Genomic DNA, 16,582 nt, shown 5'->3' on the forward strand with positions numbered 1-16,582 from the left:
CGGCCGGCCGACCCCCGGCCGGTCCCCGCCCACCCTCCCGAAAGGGCACGTCCGAAAGGGCACCACGCGCATGGAGCAGTACGAGCCCGACCGCCTCTCACCGGCCCGGGCGGCCGCCGTGCGGCGCAGCCTCACCGCCGGCAGGGCCGCACTCAGCCGTCGTTCACTGCTGCGCGCCACAACGGGCGGCGCACTCGCGGCCGGCGGGCTCGGGGCGCTGAGCGCCTGCGGCATCCCCGCGGCGAAGAGCACCTCGGGCGGCTCGTCCGATGACCACTCGGCCAAGGAGAAGGAGGTCAACTTCTCCAACTGGACCGAGTACATGGACGTCGACGACAGCGGCAAGCACCATCCCAGCCTGGACCAGTTCACCCGGCGCACCGGAATCAAGGTCGACTACACCGAGGACATCAACGACAACGTCGAGTTCTTCGGCAAGATCAAGCCGCAGCTCGCCGCGGGCCAGGACACCGGACGCGACCTCATCTGTGTCACCGACTGGCTCGCCGCCCGGCTGATCCGCTTCGGATGGGTCCAGAAGCTCGACCCCTCCAACCTGCCGCACGCCTTCATGAACCTCTCCCAGCAGTTCCGCAGCCCGGACTGGGACCCGGGGCGGGCCTACTCGTACCCCTGGCAGGGCATCTCGACCGTCATCGCCTTCAACAAGAAGGCACTGGACGGCGAGGAGGTGCGGTCCGTCTCCGACATGCTCGACAATCCCAAGCTGAAGGGGCGCATCGGCTTCCTCTCCGAGATGCGCGACAGCATCGGGATGACCCTGCTCGACATGGGCAAGGACCCGGCGAAGTTCTCCGACGACGACTACGACGCGGCGATCGCCCGCCTCCAGAAGGCCGTCGACAAGGGCCAGATACGCCGCTTCACCGGCAACGACTACACCTCGGACCTCACCAAGGGCGACCTCGCGGCCTGTATCGCCTGGGCCGGTGACGTCGTCCAGCTCAAGGCCGACTCCCCGGACGTCGACTTCGTCATCCCCGACAGCGGCTACATGACCTCGACCGACAACCTGCTGATCCCGAACAAGGCCCGGCACAAGACCAACGCCGAACGGCTCATCGACTACTACTACGAGCCGAAGCCGGCCGCCGAACTCGCCGCGTACATCAACTACGTGTGCCCCGTCGACGGTGTGAAGGCGGAGCTGGCCAAGATCGACCCGGACGCGGCGAACAACCCGCTGATCATTCCCGACGCCGCCATGGCGGCCAAGTCCCATGCCTTCCGCTCCCTCGGCCAGAAGGAAGAGACGGCGTACGAAGAGAAGTTCGCGAAGCTGACAGGGGCGTGACGAGGACGATGACCAGCAAGAAGAGCACAGCCGAGGGCAGCGGCGACGTCCGTCTCTCCGGCATCGGCAAGACCTACGGCTCCTTCACCGCCGTGCACCCGCTCGACCTGACCGTGCCGGAAGGTTCCTTCTTCGCCCTGCTCGGTGCCTCCGGCTGCGGCAAGACCACCACGCTGCGCATGATCGCCGGCCTGGAGGAACCTTCCTGCGGAAGCGTCCGGCTCGGCGACCAGGACGTGACCGACCTGCCCCCGTACAAGCGGCCGGTGAACACGGTCTTCCAGTCGTACGCCCTCTTCCCGCATCTCGACATCTTCGAGAACGTCGCCTTCGGTCTGCGCCGGCGCGGCATCAAGAGCGTGAAGAAGCAGGTCGAGGAGATGCTGGAACTGGTGCAGCTCGGCGAGCAGGCCCGCAAGAAGCCGCACCAGCTCTCCGGCGGCCAGCAGCAGCGCGTCGCCGTCGCCCGCGCCCTGATCAACCACCCCAAGGTGCTCCTCCTCGACGAGCCCCTCGGCGCCCTCGACCTCAAGCTGCGCCGCCAGATGCAGCTGGAGCTCAAGCGCATCCAGACCGAGGTCGGCATCACGTTCATCCATGTCACGCACGACCAGGAGGAGGCCATGACCATGGCCGACACGGTCGCCGTGATGAACGGCGGCCGCGTCGAGCAACTCGGCTCGCCCACCGACCTGTACGAGAACCCGCGGACCACCTTCGTCGCCAACTTCCTCGGCACCTCCAACCTCATCGAGGCCGAGGTCGACTCCAGGAGCGGCGGCGAGATCGTCCTCAAGGCGGGCGCCCACCAGCTCGTCCTCCCCGAGACGCGCTGTTCCGCGCCCGCCCGGACCGGCGGCAAGGTCCTCGTCGGCGTACGCCCCGAGAAGATCACCCTCACCCACGCCGACGACGCCGGGGAGATCCCGGCCGGCCGCAACCGCATCACCGGCCGGATCGCCGCCACCAGTTTCATCGGCGTCTCCACGCAGTACGTGATCGACAGCTCGGTCTGCCCGGAGTTCGAGGTCTACGTCCAGAACATCGACCGCGACACCAGGCTCGTGCCCGGCGCCGAGGTCGTCCTGCACTGGAGCCCCGCGCACACGTTCGGGCTGGATGCCGCCCAGGACATCGACGCGGGCGTGGACGCCGGTGTGGACGAAGGGGCGGCCGCCTGATGTCGACCCTCACCGAAGCCGAGGCGCCACCGCCCCTCGCGCCCGTCCCGGCCACCGGGAAGCCGCCCCGCAGGAGGGGCCGCTGGACGCCGTACCTGCTGCTCGCGCCCGGGCTGATCTGGCTGCTGGTCTTCTTCGCGATGCCGATGGTCTACCAGGCCTCCACGTCCGTGCAGACGGGCTCCCTGGAGGAGGGCTACCGGGTCACCTGGCATGTCGCGACCTACTGGGACGCGCTGAGCGAGTACTACCCGCAGGCCCTGCGCTCGGTGCTCTACGCGGGTACGGCGACCGTCCTGTGTCTGCTGCTCGGCTATCCGCTGGCGTATCTGATCGCCTTCCGGGCCGGCCGCTGGCGCAATCTGATCCTGATCCTGGTGATAGCGCCGTTCTTCACCAGCTTCCTGATCCGCACCCTGGCCTGGAAGACGATCCTCTCGGACGGCGGCCCGGTCGTCGGCGCCCTCAACTCGCTGCACGTCCTCGACGTCACCAGCTGGCTCGGCCTCACCGCCGGGGACCGGGTGCTGGCCACCCCGCTCGCCGTGGTCTGCGGCCTCACGTACAACTTCCTGCCGTTCATGATCCTGCCGCTCTACACCTCCCTCGAACGCATCGACGGACGGCTGCACGAGGCGGCCGGCGACCTGTACGCCCGACCGTTCACCACGTTCCGCAAGGTCACCTTCCCGCTCTCCATGCCGGGCGTGGTCTCCGGCACCCTGCTGACCTTCATCCCGGCCAGCGGCGACTACGTGAACGCCGAACTCCTGGGCTCCACCAACACCCAGATGATCGGCAATGTCATCCAGAGCCAGTTCCTGCGCATCCTCGACTATCCGACGGCGGCGGCGCTCTCCTTCATCCTCATGGCCACGATCCTCCTCATGGTCACGGTCTACATTCGCAAGTCCGGGACGGAGGACCTGGTTTAAATGACCTTCGTCAACTGGCTCAAGCGCCGACTCGTCGTCATCGCGGGACTGCTGACGCTTGGATATCTCCTGCTCCCGAACATCGTCGTCACGGTCTTCTCCTTCAATCAGCCGAAGGGCCGTTTCAACTACGAGTGGCAGGAATTCTCCACCGCCGCCTGGACCGACCCGTGCGGTGTCGCCGACCTGTGCGGCTCGCTCTCGCTCAGCCTCCAGCTGGCCGCCTGGGCGACCCTCGGCGCCACCGCCCTCGGCACGATGATCGCCTTCGCCCTGGTGCGGTACCGCTTCCGGGCGCGCGGCGCCGTCAACTCGCTGATCTTCCTGCCGATGGCGATGCCCGAGGTCGTGATGGCCGCCTCGCTGCTCACCCTGTTCCTCAATCTGGGTGCGCAGCTGGGATTCTGGACGATCCTCATCGCGCACATCATGTTCTGCCTCAGCTTCGTCGTGGTCGCCGTCAAGGCACGGGTGATGTCGATGGACCCGAGGCTGGAGGAGGCCGCGCGCGATCTCTACGCCGGGCCCGTGCAGACCTTCGTCCGGGTCACCCTGCCGATCGCCGCACCCGGAATAGCGGCGGGCGCGCTGCTCGCCTTCGCGCTCTCCTTCGACGACTTCATCATCACGAATTTCAACGCGGGCTCGACCGTCACCTTCCCCATGTTCGTCTGGGGTTCGGCGCAACGCGGCACACCCGTCCAGATCAATGTCATCGGTACGGCCATGTTCCTGGTCGCCGTACTGTTCGTGGTGGCCGGAATGGCCATCGGAAATCGCAGAAAGCGGCAGAAGGCATGAATGCCGCTCGTTTCGACGACTCTGTGGGGAGTTGAAATCATGGCCCCGAGCGCCATGAACCGTTGGACAAAGTCTCTCTCCGACGCACAGCCGGTCCCGTACTGGCTCGAAGACCCCGGCAAGCCCCACCCCGAGCCCGCGCTCACCGGCGCCGAGACCTGCGACCTGCTGGTCGTCGGCGGCGGCTACAGCGGACTGTGGACCGCGCTGAACGCCAAGGAGCGCGACCCGGGACGGGACGTCGTCCTGCTGGAAGGCCGCGAGGTGGGCTGGGCCGCCTCCGGCCGCAACGGCGGCTTCTGCGCCGCCTCGCTCACCCACGGGCTGGCCAACGGCCTCGCCCGCTGGCCCGACGAGATCCACAAGCTGGAGGAACTGGGGGCCCGCAACCTCGACGAGATCGAGGCGGCGGTCGCCCGCCACGGCCTGGACTGCGACTTCGAACGCACCGGCGAGATCGACGTCGCCACCGAGACGTACCAGGCCTGGGAGCTGCGCGACTGGTACGACGGACTCGCCCGCAAGGGTCTCGCCGACGGCATCGAGTTCCTGGACGCCGACGCCGTCCGCGACCAGGTCGCCTCACCCACCTTCGAGGCCGGCCTGTACGACCGCCGGGGCGTCGCCATGCTGCACCCCGCCAAACTCGCCTGGGGCCTCAAGCGGGCCTGTCTGAACCTCGGCGTCCGGGTCTACGAGCACACGCCCGCGCTGCGGCTGAAGGCGTACGGCACCGGGATGGCCGTCCGCACCCCCTACGGCCAGGTCCGCAGCCGGCAGGTGGCGCTCGGCACCAACATCTTCCCCAGCCTGGTCAAGCGCGTCCGCGCGTACACCGTCCCCGTCTACGACTACGCCCTGATGACCGAACCGCTCGGCGCCGACCGGCTGGCGTCGATCGGCTGGAAGAACCGGCAGGGGCTCGGGGACTCGGCCAACCAGTTCCACTACTTCCGGCTCAGCGCCGACAACCGGATCCTCTGGGGCGGCTACGACGCGGTCTACCCGTACGGCGGCCGGGTGCGCGCCGAGTACGACGACCGGCCGGAGACGTACGCCAAGCTCGCCGGGCACTTCTTCACCTGCTTCCCGCAGCTGGAGGGCGTCCGCTTCACCCACGCCTGGGGCGGCGCCATCGACACCTGCTCCCGCTTCTCCGCGTTCTTCGGCACCGCCCACCAGGGCAGAGTCGCCTACGCGGCTGGCTACACCGGGCTGGGCGTGGGCGCCACGCGGTTCGGCGCGGACGTCATGCTGGACCTCCTCGCGGGGGAGCGCACCGAGCGCACCGAGCTGGAGATGGTGCGCAAGAAGCCGCTGCCCTTCCCGCCGGAGCCGTTCGCCTGGACCGGTATCGCCCTCACCAAGTGGTCCCTGGCCCGGGCCGACTCCCACGCGGGCCGCCGCAACCTGTGGTTGAAGGCCATGGACCGGCTGGGGCTGGGCTTCGACAGCTGACGGAGCGAGCACCCGGCACCGTGGCCGACGGGGCGTGCGGGCGCACATGTGATCAACAGGCGTACGCCCTGTCGGACCGGGTTACCCCATTCACCACCAAGAAGTGGTCGGAACCCGCGTAATGCCCGGCCCGAACCTCTGTCTGTGCTCCTGACGCGAAAACGCGTCCGCAGGAGCTCTAGAGAGAGGAAGGTCCCTGTCATGACTGGGGCCAAGACGGCGGTCGAGTGGCTGGCATCCGTGTCACCGGATCCCGAGGCCTGCCGCTGGGAGTGGGAGCGCAACCCCCTGGGGGTCGCCCTGCTTCCGGCCGGCAGGGCCTGGGACGTGCTGATCCTGCCGGGCGAACTCGGCTATCCCACGCTCGACGTCCTGACCCGCATCATCGATCAACCGGGGCCCGTGCTCGTCGACTTCGGCGACGACCGCATGGGGTTCTTCGTCCCGCCGGGCACGGCGACCCGGTGGCTGGGCACGGGGGTGCGCAGCGCGGGCGGCGGTACCTGGATCGTGGTGCCGTACCCGGGTCGGCAGACCGGCGGCGTCCGCTGGCTGGTCCCGCCGGACGGCAGCGGCACCCTCACCGACCCGGCGCTCCTCGAACTGGCGATGCACGAGGCGGCGGCGAACCTGGCGAGGGACGAGGACCGGTAGCCGGGGCCCACCGCCCCGTCTCGTGACGAGCGGCCGTCCCCCCGGCCGCACCGCGCTCGTCGGCCGCCCGTGCGGCCGACGCGGACGTCATCCGGGACGGCGCCGCACCAGGAACCACAGCGAGGAGAGCAGCAGCGCGCACACGCACCAGCTCGCCACCACGTCGAGCGGCCAGTGGTAGCCCTGGCGCACCAGACCGAAGCCGACCCCGATGTTCACGACGACCGCGAGGACGACGGCCGCGCGGCGCGCGAGCACGCCGCGCAGCCAGGGCAGCAGGAGCAGCACGGCGCCGCCGTACGCGACGGCGGCGGTGGCGGTGTGACCGGAGGGGTAGAAACCCGTGCCCGGGCCCATGACCGGCGGGCCGGACCGGGCGATGAGCTCCTTCAGCGGGACGACCCAGAGGGGGACCGCGGCCATCAGGAGGGCCGCGGCGGCGGACGGCCGCCACCAGTGGTCCCGACCGGTGGCGCGCGTGCGCCACGCGACGAACAGGAGCACCAGGGCGAGAACCGGGACGGCGACCGTGATGTTGCCGAGGTCGGCGAGGAACTGGGTGGGGGCGGCCCGGTGGACGAGGGAGTCGCTGAGGCGTTCGTCCAGGCGGGCCAGCGGGCCGCGCGCGAGAACCTGCCAGGTGATCAGCGCGAAGAGGACGGCCGGGGCGCCGCCGAGAAGGAGGAGGGCGGCGCTGCGACCGGAGGGGGTGGTCGGCCGTCCTCGAACAGGGGGGGTGGTTCGAGGACGGCCGACCTGATCGGTGTGCCGCACGCCCCGGGGGGTTTGGGGCGGGCGGCCATCCGATCGGTGAGGAGATCCGGAGCCGGAAGCTCCGGGTGTGTGCGCGAGGGCACGACCAGGGCGAAGCTGGGGAGGCCCCGACCCGGTGTCACCCACAGTCCCCTGTGGGCGGGGTGTATCTCTCATCTGCATCAGAACCTACGGCAGGGAACGCGGCGACGACAGGCGCAATCGCGACCCGACATGCACCTTGCACACCTTCTTCACGTGCTCCGACGCTTGTCCACAGGGACCGGAATCCGGGGGCGGATTCCGGTTCCGGGAAGCGTGGGACGTCGGGGACGGATGGGGGGTTCCGTATGCGAGCGCCCCGCGAAACGGGGCCCTCGCACACCCGTCCGACAGTCCCGGACGTGTGTCAGATGTGGGTGAACGCCTGCTCGATGATGTCGAGGCCCTCGTCGAGGAGGCCGTCGCCGATCACGAGCGGTGGCAGGAAGCGCAGGACGTTGCCGTAGGTGCCACAGGTCAGGACCAGCAGCCCCTCCTGGTGGCACGCCTTGGCCAGCGCGGCGGTCGCCTCCGGGTTCGGCTCCTTCGTCGTACGGTCCTTGACCAGCTCGATGGCGATCATGGCGCCGCGGCCGCGGATGTCGCCGATGACGTCGAACTTCTCGGCCATGGCGGTGAGCCGCGCCTTCATCGTCGCCTCGATGGCCTTGGCCCGGGAGTTGAGGTCGAGCTCCTTCATCGTCTCGATCGAGCCGAGGGCGCCCGCGCAGGCGACGGGGTTGCCGCCGTAGGTGCCGCCGAGGCCGCCCGCGTGCGCCGCGTCCATGATCTCCGCGCGGCCGGTGACGGCGGCGAGCGGGAGACCGCCGGCGATGCCCTTGGCGGTGGTGATCAGGTCCGGGACGATGCCCTCGTCCTCGCACGCGAACCACTGGCCGGTGCGGCAGAAGCCGGACTGGATCTCGTCGGCGACGAAGACGATGCCGTTGGCGGCGGCGAACTCGCGGATCGCGGGCAGGAAGCCCTTGGCCGGCTCGATGAAGCCGCCCTCGCCGAGCACCGGCTCGATGATGATCGCGGCCACGTTCTCCGCGCCGACCTGCTTGGCGATCTGGTCGATCGCCTGCGCGGCGGCCTCCGGGCCCGCGTTCTCCGGACCGGTCGGCCAGCGGTAGCCGTACGCGACGGGCACGCGGTACACCTCGGGCGCGAACGGACCGAAGCCGTGCTTGTACGGCATGTTCTTCGCGGTCAGCGCCATCGTGAGGTTGGTTCGGCCGTGGTAGCCGTGGTCGAACACGACCACGGCCTGCCGCTTGGTGTACGACCGGGCGATCTTCACGGCGTTCTCGACGGCCTCGGCGCCGCTGTTGAACAGCGCGGACTTCTTGGCGTGGTCGCCCGGGGTGAGCTCGGCGAGGGCCTCGGCGACGGCCACGTAGCCCTCGTACGGGGTGACCATGAAACAGGTGTGCGTGAAGTCCTGGAGCTGGGCGGTGGCCCGGCGGACGACGGCCTCGGCGCTGGCACCGACGCTGGTGACGGCGATGCCCGAGCCGAAGTCGATCAGCCGGTTGCCGTCGACGTCCTCGATGATGCCGCCGCCCGCGCGCGCGGTGAACACGGGCAGCACCGACCCCACGCCCGCCGCGACGGCGGCGACACGGCGAGCCTGCAGTTCCTGGGACTTCGGTCCGGGGATGGCGGTGACTACGCGGCGCTCCTGGGGAAGTGCGCTCATGTGGGGCTCCTGGAGTGGTGCGGACGGCTTGTCTCGTTTCTCGCAGGCTAGGGCGGGGGCCGCTGGGTGGGCATGCTCCATGTGGGCGTTGTCGGGTGTTCGTCTTGTCCGGGTTGGACATGGAGGAACGGTGGCACGGGTGTGCGCCCGGCCGCGTAATACGGTGAGCCCACGGGTTCGCCCGGCCGCGTAAACGGTGAACTCCCCATGCGGGAGCGTTAGATTGGCTCGCTGATGGTGGACGGAACGGCTGGTCAGGGGGCAACCGCGATGAACAGCGACGGGACGCGGGACGCGCGGGGGACACATGCGAATCCTGTGCCGCGTCCGGCGGGGTCGCCGGAGATGCCGACGGCGCCTCCCCGGCCGGCGCGCGCACCGGGAGCCCCTCCCATGCCGGACGGCTCTTCGTTCCTCGCCTGGCTGAGGGCACCGCGACCGGACGCGGCACCAGGAGTGTGGCGGTTCGGGCACACCCCGCGCCCTGACGAGGAGCCCGACGAGATCCCGAAACGCCAGCTTCTCGGAGGCGCGCTGATCGCATTCCTCGTGGGCTGGCTCGTCTGGTCGCTGCTGCAGAACGGCTATCTCGGCTACTGGTGGTGGATCCCGCTCGACCTGATCGCCCCTGACTCCTGGCAGGGCGGCTCGGGAGCGGGAGGTCAGGTCGGCACATTCATCCTGTACCGCGGCTATGAGCTGCTCGTCGCACTGATGATCCTGGCGGCGGTGGCCCGCCTCGGCCGCTGGGGCGAGGTGTGGCGCCGATTCGTCGCTCCCCGCTTCCGCGAGCGGCAACCTGAGCCGGCGACTCCAGCTCCCGAGGACGACCCCGCCCAGTGGAACCAGCTTCGGGAGGCCGGGGCCGGGGAGGCGGCCGAGCGGCTGGTGGCCGAGGCGGGGGCCGGGCTGATGCGGGACGTGGACCACGCGCGGATCATGCGGGCGTGGCAGGGCGTGCGCAGCGGCCGGCACAGCCTGGCGACGTTCACCGGCGCCGTGCTGAAGGACGGGGCGGCCGCGTGCCTGCACCCCTCCGGAGAGCGTGACCTGCCCGCCCGGCTCGCCAGGCACGACCTGGTCACCGGGCAGGTCCGCCTGGGCGGCACCGTCGACGACCCGCGCAACCCGTACGCCTACCGCGGCACGGGCCTCGCCCTGGGCCCCGAGCTGCTCGGCACGTCCCTGCTGGCCGTCGGGCCCGCCGGGTCGGGCAAGACCGGCAGCGTCGTCTGGCCCGTCGCCGAGTCGCTGTGTCTGCACGCGCTCGCCGGGCGGGCCGCCGTCGTGGTCGTGGGGGCGGCCGGGGCGGGCCTGGGGCCGGCCGACGCGTACGACGTCGTCGTGCGGATCGGCAACCCGGAGTCCGTGTACGACCTCGACCTCTACGGCGGGACCACCGATCCCGACGAGGCCGCGGCCGTCCTCGCCGAGGCGCTCGTCGGCGATCTCGCCGACCCGCACCCCGGCGGCGACAGCCGGCGCTCCACCACGGTCCTCGCCCAGCTGCTCGGCCCGTTCAAGGCGGTGCACGGACGGTTCCCGTCGGTGCCGCAGCTGCGGCAGCTGCTGGACGGCGCCCCCGGCCCGCTGGGCGAGCTGCGCGAGGGCCTCCAGGACACCGGGCAGGAGTCGCTGCTGCGGGAGCTGGACGCGCGTGAACGCCAGCTCGGGCACCCCGGGGACGTCGGGGCCGTCCTGGCGGACCGGGTCGCCCTGCTCGACCGGCCCGCCTTCGCCGGGTTCTTCGACACCTCCGGCCAGTCCCGGCCCTTCTCCCTGCGGGCCCTCGACCACCCCGTACGGGTCCGGATCGACCTCCCCGAGCGCGGTCACGCCGACGCCTCGCGCATCCTGGCGCGGCTGGTGCTCGCGCAGTTCACCGCGAGCGTCGCGGTACGGGAGGACCGGTCGCTGTTCGCCTGTCTCGTGCTGGACGACGCCACGGGTGTCGTCACGCCGGAGGCCGTACGCGGCATCCAGCGGCTGCGGTCCACCAACGCGGGCGCGGTCCTCACCCTGCGCACCCTCGACGACGTGCCCCGGCCGTTGCGCGGCCCGCTCCTCGGCGCCACCGGCTGCCGGATGGCGCTGTCCGGGCTCACCCCGTGGGACGGGCAGGACTTCGCCGAGGTCTGGGGCAAGGAGTGGACCGAGGCGCGGGACGTCACCGACCGGCAGATCATCGCCGACTCCCCGGCGGGCAAGGCCTGGCACGCGCTGCGCCGGGTCATGACCGGCCACGCCCCCACCGCGCGGGCCGTGACCGTACGGCAGGTGGAGCGGGAGCGGTGGTCCGCGTCCGAACTGGCGCACGGGGTGCCGCCGGGGCACGCGGTGCTGTCGCTCACGAACGTGCGGGGCGAGCACGCGCCGCCGTTGCTGGTGGACCTGCGGGGCTGAGCGGAGCGGCCCGGGTCCGAGGAGGCCCGGGGCGCGCCGGGCCGTCCGGGCGCCGTTCGATTTGAGCCATTGAGTGTGCGGTGCGTGGGACTTGTGATCGTACGGTGAGGCAGAATCGGGACAGGCCGTTCATACGCGGCGGCCAAAAGGTGTGGCCCGTCCCTCGGCCGCCCTTCCCTCCGCCTCCGACGTCGACCTGAAGGTCCCATGCCCCCGACGCTCGCCTCGCTCGTCCACCACTCCGCGCTCAAGCTGACCGTGCGGGCGGGCGAGGACCGCCTGGACGTGCCGGTGCGCTGGGCGCACGCCAGTGAGCTGGCCGACCCCGTGCCGTACATGGAGGGCGGGGAGCTGCTGCTGATCACCGCGTTGAAGCTGGACGCGGAGGATCCGGAGGCGATGCGGCGCTATGTGCGCAGGCTCGCGGGCGCCGGGGTCGTGGGGCTCGGGTTCGCCGTCGGGGTGCACTACGAGGCCATCCCGCAGGCGCTCGTCGACGCGGCCTCGGGGGAGGGGCTGCCCCTCCTGGAAGTGCCCCGGCGTACGCCCTTCCTGGCCATCAGCAAGGCGGTGTCGGCCGCGATCGCCGCCGAGCAGTACCGGGCGGTGACGGCCGGGTTCGCCGCGCAGCGGGAACTCACCAGACAGGCGTTGACCGCCGGACCCGAAGGGCTGCTGGGCGCGCTCGCCGGGCAGGTCGACGGGTGGGCGGCGCTGTACGACGCCTCCGGCGCGGTCGTCGCGGTGGCGCCGGAGTGGGCGGAGCGGCGGGCCGGACGGCTCGTCGCCGACGTCGAACGGCTGCGGGACCGGCCCGCTCCGGCCAGCGCGGTCGTCGGCGGCGAGGACCGCGTCGAACTGCACTCCCTCGGCACCGGCCGCCGGGCCCGTGCCGCCCTCGCCGTCGGCACGGCGGCGGCCCTCGGGACGGCCGAGCGGTACGCCGTCCACTCCGCGATCGCCCTCCTCACCCTCACGACGGAACGGTCGCGCCCGTTGTACGCCGCCGAGCAGCGGATCGGCGCGGCGGTGCTGCGCATGCTGCTGGCCGGGGAGTGCGACCACGCGCGTGCCGTCGCCGGGGATCTGTACGGCGACCTCCTGGACGCCCCGTTCCGGCTGATCCTCGCGGAGGCGGCGTCGGCTTCGGCCGCGCGGGCGCGGGTGGAAGGGGCGGTGGGTGCGGTGAGTACCGCGGAGGGGGTGGCCGGGGAAGAGGCTCGGGCCGCGGTCGCCGGCGGGGGCAGGGGCAGGGAAGGGGCCCGTGCCTCCGGGGCGGGGGGTGCGGCTGCGGGCGTGGCCGCCGATGTCGTACGGGTCTCGGCGGGCGGGGCCGTCGGGGGTGACTCGGGCGGGGAACTGCTCGGGCAGCTCGTCGAGGTGGTGGAGGCGGCTGCGGCGCGTGCCGGGGAGGCGGTGCTCGTGGTGCCCGACGGGGAGCGGCTCGTCGTGCTCGCCGTGGACGGGGGTGCGGCGGTCGCCGCGTGCGGGGAGTTCGCGGTGGCGTTGGAGACGGCCAGGGCGGCGGGGCGGGATCCGGTGTCCGCCGGCGCGTCGTCCACCGGGGCCGGGGTGCCCGGGTCCGCTGCCGCCGGTGGTCCGGTCGAGGAGGAGGAGCTCGTCGTCGGGCTGTCCGCGCCCGCCGGGCCGATCGCGGCGGCCGCGGCGTACAAGCAGGCCGAGCAGGCACTGTCCGTGGCTCGGCGCCGGGGGCGTTGTCTGGTCGAGCACGAGGAGCTGGCGGCGGGGTCGGTGCTGCCGCTGCTCGGGGACGACGCCGTACGGGCCTTCGCCGACAGCCTGCTCCGCCCGTTGCGGGAGCACGACGCGACGGGGCGGGGGGATCTGGTCGCCTCGCTGCGGGCGTGGTTGTCGCGCCACGGACAGTGGGACGCGGCCGCTGCGGACCTGGGGGTGCACCGGCACACGCTGCGGTACCGGATGCGCCGGGTGGAGGAGATCGTCGGCCGGTCCCTGGACGATCCGGACGTACGGATGGAGCTGTGGCTGGCGCTGAAGGCGACGGCCGCGGCGGGGGAGTAGCCCACCCGGCAGGGGGTGGGCTGCGGCAGGTGGTAGGTCGCGTCCCCCCCGCCGTCAGAACATGGCGAGCCGGTCCACCAGCAGCTCCACCCTGCGTTCGGTGTCCTCCGGCGGGAGGCGACGCGCCCGGGTGAGGGTGGCCAGGCCGTGCAGGGCCGCCCAGAACATCTCGGTGAAGAGGGCGGGGTGGACTCCCTCCCCGGCGACCTCGCTGAGGTTCTCCAGCAGGGCGGCGAAGGCGTCCTTCAGCGGCTCGGGCGTGTCCTCCTGCGCGAACGCCAGGCCGCCGTCGAGCTGGAACATGGCGTCGTAGACCGCCGGGTTGCGTTCGGCGAAGTCCAGGTAGACGCGGGCCAGGGCGGTGACCCGGGTGCGGGGGCCGTCGGCGGCGGAGGCCGCTGCCCTGAGCGCCGCCGCCATCTCGGCTGCGCCCTCCAGGGCGACGGCACCGATGATCTCGCGCTTGCCGCGGAAGTGGCTGTAGAGGACGGGCTGGCTGTATTCGATGCGCTCGGCGAGCCGACGGGTGGTGACCGCGTCCCAGCCCTGCTGCTCGGCGAGTTCGCGGGCCGTGGTCACGATGAGGCGCTCGCGGCCCGCCCGCTCGCGCTCCTTGCGTTCCTGTACCGACATGACCCGATTCTAGCACTGCTAGACAATCGAGCAGCAGCAGTACTAGCGTTGCCTCATCAGCTAGCGGCGCTAGATTCCTGGAGGGCTCGTCATGCTCGACGCACTCGCGGTGTTCACCATCGTGGTCACCGGACTGATGGTGGGGGTGGAGTTCTCGGTCGCCTTCGTCATCAACCCGATCCTCAACGCGCTCCCCGACGACAGCGTGGTGCTCGGCCGAGCCCACGGGGGGCGGATGCTGGGCGCGGTGATGCCGGTCTGGTACATCACCTCGCTGGTCCTCGTCGGGGTCTGGGCCGTCGCCGGGCGGGAGCACGACGGCACGGGCCTCGTGGTCACCGCCGGCGGGCTGCTGATCGTCAGTGTGATCATGTCGCTGCTGCTGCTCGTCCCGATCAACAACCGGGGCAGGACCTGGACGCCCGAGAACCGCCCCGAGGACTGGAAACAGCAGGCGGCCCGCTGGGACCGTTTCCACTACGCCCGCGTGGCCGTCATCGTCGCGGCCCTCACCCTGCTGGTCGCGGCCCTGACCTGAGCCCGAGCGGCGACACCGCGCGGGCGGCTCACGTCAGCAGGCGTTCTCCCTGTGGGTCGTAGCAGACGAGCCCGTGCGCGCGTGCCACCGAAGCGGCGTACTCGGAGACCTCCTCGGCCCTGCTGTAGGACATGAGCAGGTACACGAAAGGTCCCGCGGCCTCGTTGATGACCGGCGGGGACGCCCAGACGATGTCGCCGTCGATGTCATCCGGGTAGCGCTCCAGGAGCGCCTCGACGTAGGCCACGATGGGCGGGGCCGGCGGCACGACCTCGTCGTCCGAATCGAGGTAGCGCTCGTAGAGCTCGTCGTAGACCGCGCCGGCCCGGTCGTCGTCGAGCGGGCGCGCACCGGCCCACACGGCAAGGTCATGGCTCACGGGGAAATCGTCGCAGGTGGCATGGCGGAGAGATGCCCCCAGGCGCCCCGCTTGCCCCTCATCCGCTCGCCGCAGTCCCCCCACCCGTCCAAACTGGCGTAACACCCGGCCCTTCTCATACGTGCCGGACAAGCGACCCCCGGCCGTGTCGGCCCTACCGTGGAGCGGACGTCGAAGTGTCATTTATCGAAGGGCCGGGAACGACTATGACCGCCACTCACGCCTTCTGGCTCGCCGGCCGTCAGGCCAGCGGTGAGACCACGTTCGATGTGACGTCGCCCTGGGGCGGCCGGTCGGTCGGCAGGGTGAGCGTGCCGACGGACGAGCAGGTCGAAGAGGCCGTGGCCGCCGCGTACGCCGTGCGGGACGAGTTCGCGGCGACGCCGGCGCACGTGCGGGCCGCGGTCCTGGACCGGGTCAGCAGGCGTCTGGTCGAGCGGACCGAGGAGATCGCGCAGCTGATCTCCGCCGAGAACGGCAAGCCGATCAAGTGGGCGCGCGGCGAGGTCGGCCGGGCCGTGTCCGTGTTCCGGTTCGCGGCCGAGGAGGCCCGGCGGTTCAACAGCGGCGAGGCGCAGCGGCTCGACACCGACCTCGGCGGCCAGGGCCGCCTCGCCCTCACGCGCCGCTTCCCCAAGGGCGCCGTCCTCGGTATCGCGCCCTTCAACTTCCCGCTCAACCTCTGCGCTCACAAGATCGCCCCGGCGATCGCGGCCGGCGTGCCGATCATCCTGAAGCCCGCCCCGGCCACCCCCCTCTCCGGTCTGATCATCGGAGAGCTGCTCGCCGAGGCCGAGGCCCACACGGCGAGCGCGACGGGAGTGGCGGGAGTGGCGGCAGGGACCGTCCTGCCCGTCGGCTCCTGGAGCATCCTCCCCGTCGCCAACGACCGCATGCCCGCCCTCGTCCAGGACGAGCGGCTGCCCGTGATCTCCTTCACCGGCTCCGAGAAGGTCGGCTACGCGATCATGGACTCGGTGCCGCGCAAGCACTGCACCCTGGAGCTGGGCGGCAACGGCGCGGCGGTCGTGCTGGCCGACTACGCGAGCGACGAGGACCTCGACTGGGCCGCGAGCCGTATCGCGACCTTCTCGAACTACCAGGGAGGCCAGTCCTGCATCTCCGTGCAGCGGGTGATCGCGGACGCGTCCGTGTACGAGCGGCTGCTGCCGCGCATCGTCGCCGCGGTCGAGGCCCAGGTGACCGGCGACCCCTCCGACGGCGCCACCGACGTCGGGCCGCTGGTCGACGAGAACGCCGCCCAGCGGGTCGAGGCGTGGGTCCAGGAGGCGGTCGACGCCGGGGCCACCCTCCTCACCGGCGGCAAGCGCGACGGCGCCACGTACGCGCCGACGGTCCTGGCCGACGTGCCCGCCGACGTGACCGTCTCCTGCGAGGAGGTCTTCGGGCCCGTCCTCACCGTGCGCAAGGTGGACGGCGAGGCCGAGGCCTTCGCCGCCGTCAACGACTCCAAGTACGGACTCCAGGCGGGCGTCTTCACCCACGACCTGCAGACCGCCTTCCGAGCCCACCGCGCGCTGGAGGTAGGCGGCGTGATCATCGGCGACGTGCCGTCCTACCGGGCCGACCAGATGCCCTACGGCGGTGTGAAGCAGTCCGGAGTGGGGCGCGAGGGCGTGAAGTTCGCGATGGACGACTACACCTACGAGCGGGTCATGGTCCTCACGGGGATCCAGCTCTGACGCACCACTGAGATCACCCCGCCCCACCCCTAGCATCTGACA

At 71.5% G+C, this 16,582-nt stretch carries 14 protein-coding genes; 10 read left to right on the top strand and 4 right to left on the bottom strand.

What is annotated here, in order from left to right:
- The first annotated feature begins 70 nt into the window (after nt 1–70).
- From HW837_RS28035 to HW837_RS28060, 6 genes are all read left to right on the top strand, one after another.
- Entirely contained in the window at nt 71–1,315 is a 1,245-nt protein-coding gene (locus tag HW837_RS28035) for a polyamine ABC transporter substrate-binding protein (RefSeq protein ID WP_045561424.1), read from the top strand.
- A gap of 8 nt (nt 1,316–1,323) precedes the next feature.
- Nucleotides 1,324–2,496 carry an ABC transporter ATP-binding protein gene (locus tag HW837_RS28040; RefSeq protein WP_045561423.1) on the top strand — a complete coding sequence of 391 codons (1,173 nt, stop codon included), beginning with the start codon at nt 1,324–1,326 and terminating at the stop codon, nt 2,494–2,496.
- Complete coding sequence (locus HW837_RS28045) at nt 2,496–3,431, top strand: ABC transporter permease (protein WP_045561422.1); 936 nt, start codon at nt 2,496–2,498, stop codon at nt 3,429–3,431. The genes HW837_RS28040 and HW837_RS28045 overlap by 1 nt, the downstream gene beginning before the upstream one ends.
- A complete protein-coding gene (locus HW837_RS28050) occupies nt 3,432–4,232 on the top strand; it encodes an ABC transporter permease (RefSeq protein WP_045561421.1) in 801 nt (266 codons plus the stop codon).
- Between the two features lie 39 nt (nt 4,233–4,271).
- Complete coding sequence (locus tag HW837_RS28055; protein WP_193381578.1) at nt 4,272–5,690, top strand: NAD(P)/FAD-dependent oxidoreductase; 1,419 nt, start codon at nt 4,272–4,274, stop codon at nt 5,688–5,690.
- Nucleotides 5,691–5,891: 201 nt separating this feature from the next.
- Complete coding sequence (locus tag HW837_RS28060; RefSeq protein WP_045561419.1) at nt 5,892–6,344, top strand: hypothetical protein; 453 nt, start codon at nt 5,892–5,894, stop codon at nt 6,342–6,344.
- Nucleotides 6,345–6,431: 87 nt separating this feature from the next.
- Here the strand turns inward: HW837_RS28060 and HW837_RS28065 are convergent, their stop codons facing one another.
- Nucleotides 6,432–7,118, bottom strand: coding sequence for a phosphatase PAP2 family protein (locus HW837_RS28065; protein ID WP_313895545.1), 687 nt, complete (start codon nt 7,116–7,118; stop codon nt 6,432–6,434).
- Between the two features lie 388 nt (nt 7,119–7,506).
- Nucleotides 7,507–8,841 (bottom strand): 4-aminobutyrate--2-oxoglutarate transaminase, encoded by a 1,335-nt coding sequence (gabT, locus tag HW837_RS28070; protein WP_193381580.1) that lies wholly within the window; start codon nt 8,839–8,841, stop codon nt 7,507–7,509.
- Nucleotides 8,842–9,111: 270 nt separating this feature from the next.
- On the opposite strand from gabT, the gene HW837_RS28075 reads away from it, so the two are divergent.
- On the top strand, nt 9,112–11,244 hold the full coding sequence (locus tag HW837_RS28075; RefSeq protein WP_193381581.1) for an ATP-binding protein: 2,133 nt from the start codon (nt 9,112–9,114) through the stop codon (nt 11,242–11,244).
- 207 nt (nt 11,245–11,451) lie between these two features.
- Nucleotides 11,452–13,287, top strand: a complete 1,836-nt coding sequence (locus tag HW837_RS28080) for a PucR family transcriptional regulator (RefSeq protein ID WP_045561416.1) — start codon at nt 11,452–11,454, stop codon at nt 13,285–13,287.
- A gap of 54 nt (nt 13,288–13,341) precedes the next feature.
- Here the strand turns inward: HW837_RS28080 and HW837_RS28085 are convergent, their stop codons facing one another.
- A complete protein-coding gene (locus tag HW837_RS28085) occupies nt 13,342–13,920 on the bottom strand; it encodes a TetR/AcrR family transcriptional regulator (RefSeq protein ID WP_093790228.1) in 579 nt (192 codons plus the stop codon).
- A gap of 91 nt (nt 13,921–14,011) precedes the next feature.
- Here HW837_RS28085 and HW837_RS28090 point away from each other — a divergent pair, with 91 nt between their 5' ends.
- The gene (locus HW837_RS28090; RefSeq protein ID WP_045561414.1) at nt 14,012–14,458 is read left to right on the top strand and encodes an anthrone oxygenase family protein; all 447 of its coding nucleotides are present in this window, start codon (nt 14,012–14,014) and stop codon (nt 14,456–14,458) included.
- A gap of 28 nt (nt 14,459–14,486) precedes the next feature.
- Here HW837_RS28090 and HW837_RS28095 read toward each other — a convergent pair whose 3' ends face one another.
- Nucleotides 14,487–14,837: a hypothetical protein gene (locus HW837_RS28095; protein WP_045561413.1), complete on the bottom strand. Its 351-nt coding sequence runs from the start codon at nt 14,835–14,837 to the stop codon at nt 14,487–14,489.
- Between the two features lie 206 nt (nt 14,838–15,043).
- Here HW837_RS28095 and HW837_RS28100 point away from each other — a divergent pair, with 206 nt between their 5' ends.
- Complete coding sequence (locus HW837_RS28100) at nt 15,044–16,540, top strand: aldehyde dehydrogenase family protein (protein ID WP_193381582.1); 1,497 nt, start codon at nt 15,044–15,046, stop codon at nt 16,538–16,540.
- The last annotated feature ends 42 nt before the right edge of the window (nt 16,541–16,582 follow it).

It is taken from the genome of Streptomyces caniscabiei, from assembly GCF_014930365.1.
GTDB lineage: Bacteria > Actinomycetota > Actinomycetes > Streptomycetales > Streptomycetaceae > Streptomyces > Streptomyces caniscabiei.

What these genes read in the sequence shown, in the direction of transcription:
- HW837_RS28035 (WP_045561424.1), top strand. Translation starts at nt 71, where the DNA reads ATGGAGCAGTACGAGCCCGACCGCCTCTCACCGGCCCGGGCGGCCGCC.
- HW837_RS28040 (WP_045561423.1), top strand. Translation starts at nt 1,324, where the DNA reads ATGACCAGCAAGAAGAGCACAGCCGAGGGCAGCGGCGACGTCCGTCTC.
- HW837_RS28045 (WP_045561422.1), top strand. Translation starts at nt 2,496, where the DNA reads ATGTCGACCCTCACCGAAGCCGAGGCGCCACCGCCCCTCGCGCCCGTC.
- HW837_RS28050 (WP_045561421.1), top strand. Translation starts at nt 3,432, where the DNA reads ATGACCTTCGTCAACTGGCTCAAGCGCCGACTCGTCGTCATCGCGGGA.
- HW837_RS28055 (WP_193381578.1), top strand. Translation starts at nt 4,272, where the DNA reads ATGGCCCCGAGCGCCATGAACCGTTGGACAAAGTCTCTCTCCGACGCA.
- HW837_RS28060 (WP_045561419.1), top strand. Translation starts at nt 5,892, where the DNA reads ATGACTGGGGCCAAGACGGCGGTCGAGTGGCTGGCATCCGTGTCACCG.
- gabT (WP_193381580.1), bottom strand. Translation starts at nt 8,841, where the DNA reads ATGAGCGCACTTCCCCAGGAGCGCCGCGTAGTCACCGCCATCCCCGGA.
- HW837_RS28075 (WP_193381581.1), top strand. Translation starts at nt 9,112, where the DNA reads ATGAACAGCGACGGGACGCGGGACGCGCGGGGGACACATGCGAATCCT.
- HW837_RS28080 (WP_045561416.1), top strand. Translation starts at nt 11,452, where the DNA reads ATGCCCCCGACGCTCGCCTCGCTCGTCCACCACTCCGCGCTCAAGCTG.
- HW837_RS28085 (WP_093790228.1), bottom strand. Translation starts at nt 13,920, where the DNA reads ATGTCGGTACAGGAACGCAAGGAGCGCGAGCGGGCGGGCCGCGAGCGC.
- HW837_RS28090 (WP_045561414.1), top strand. Translation starts at nt 14,012, where the DNA reads ATGCTCGACGCACTCGCGGTGTTCACCATCGTGGTCACCGGACTGATG.
- HW837_RS28100 (WP_193381582.1), top strand. Translation starts at nt 15,044, where the DNA reads ATGACCGCCACTCACGCCTTCTGGCTCGCCGGCCGTCAGGCCAGCGGT.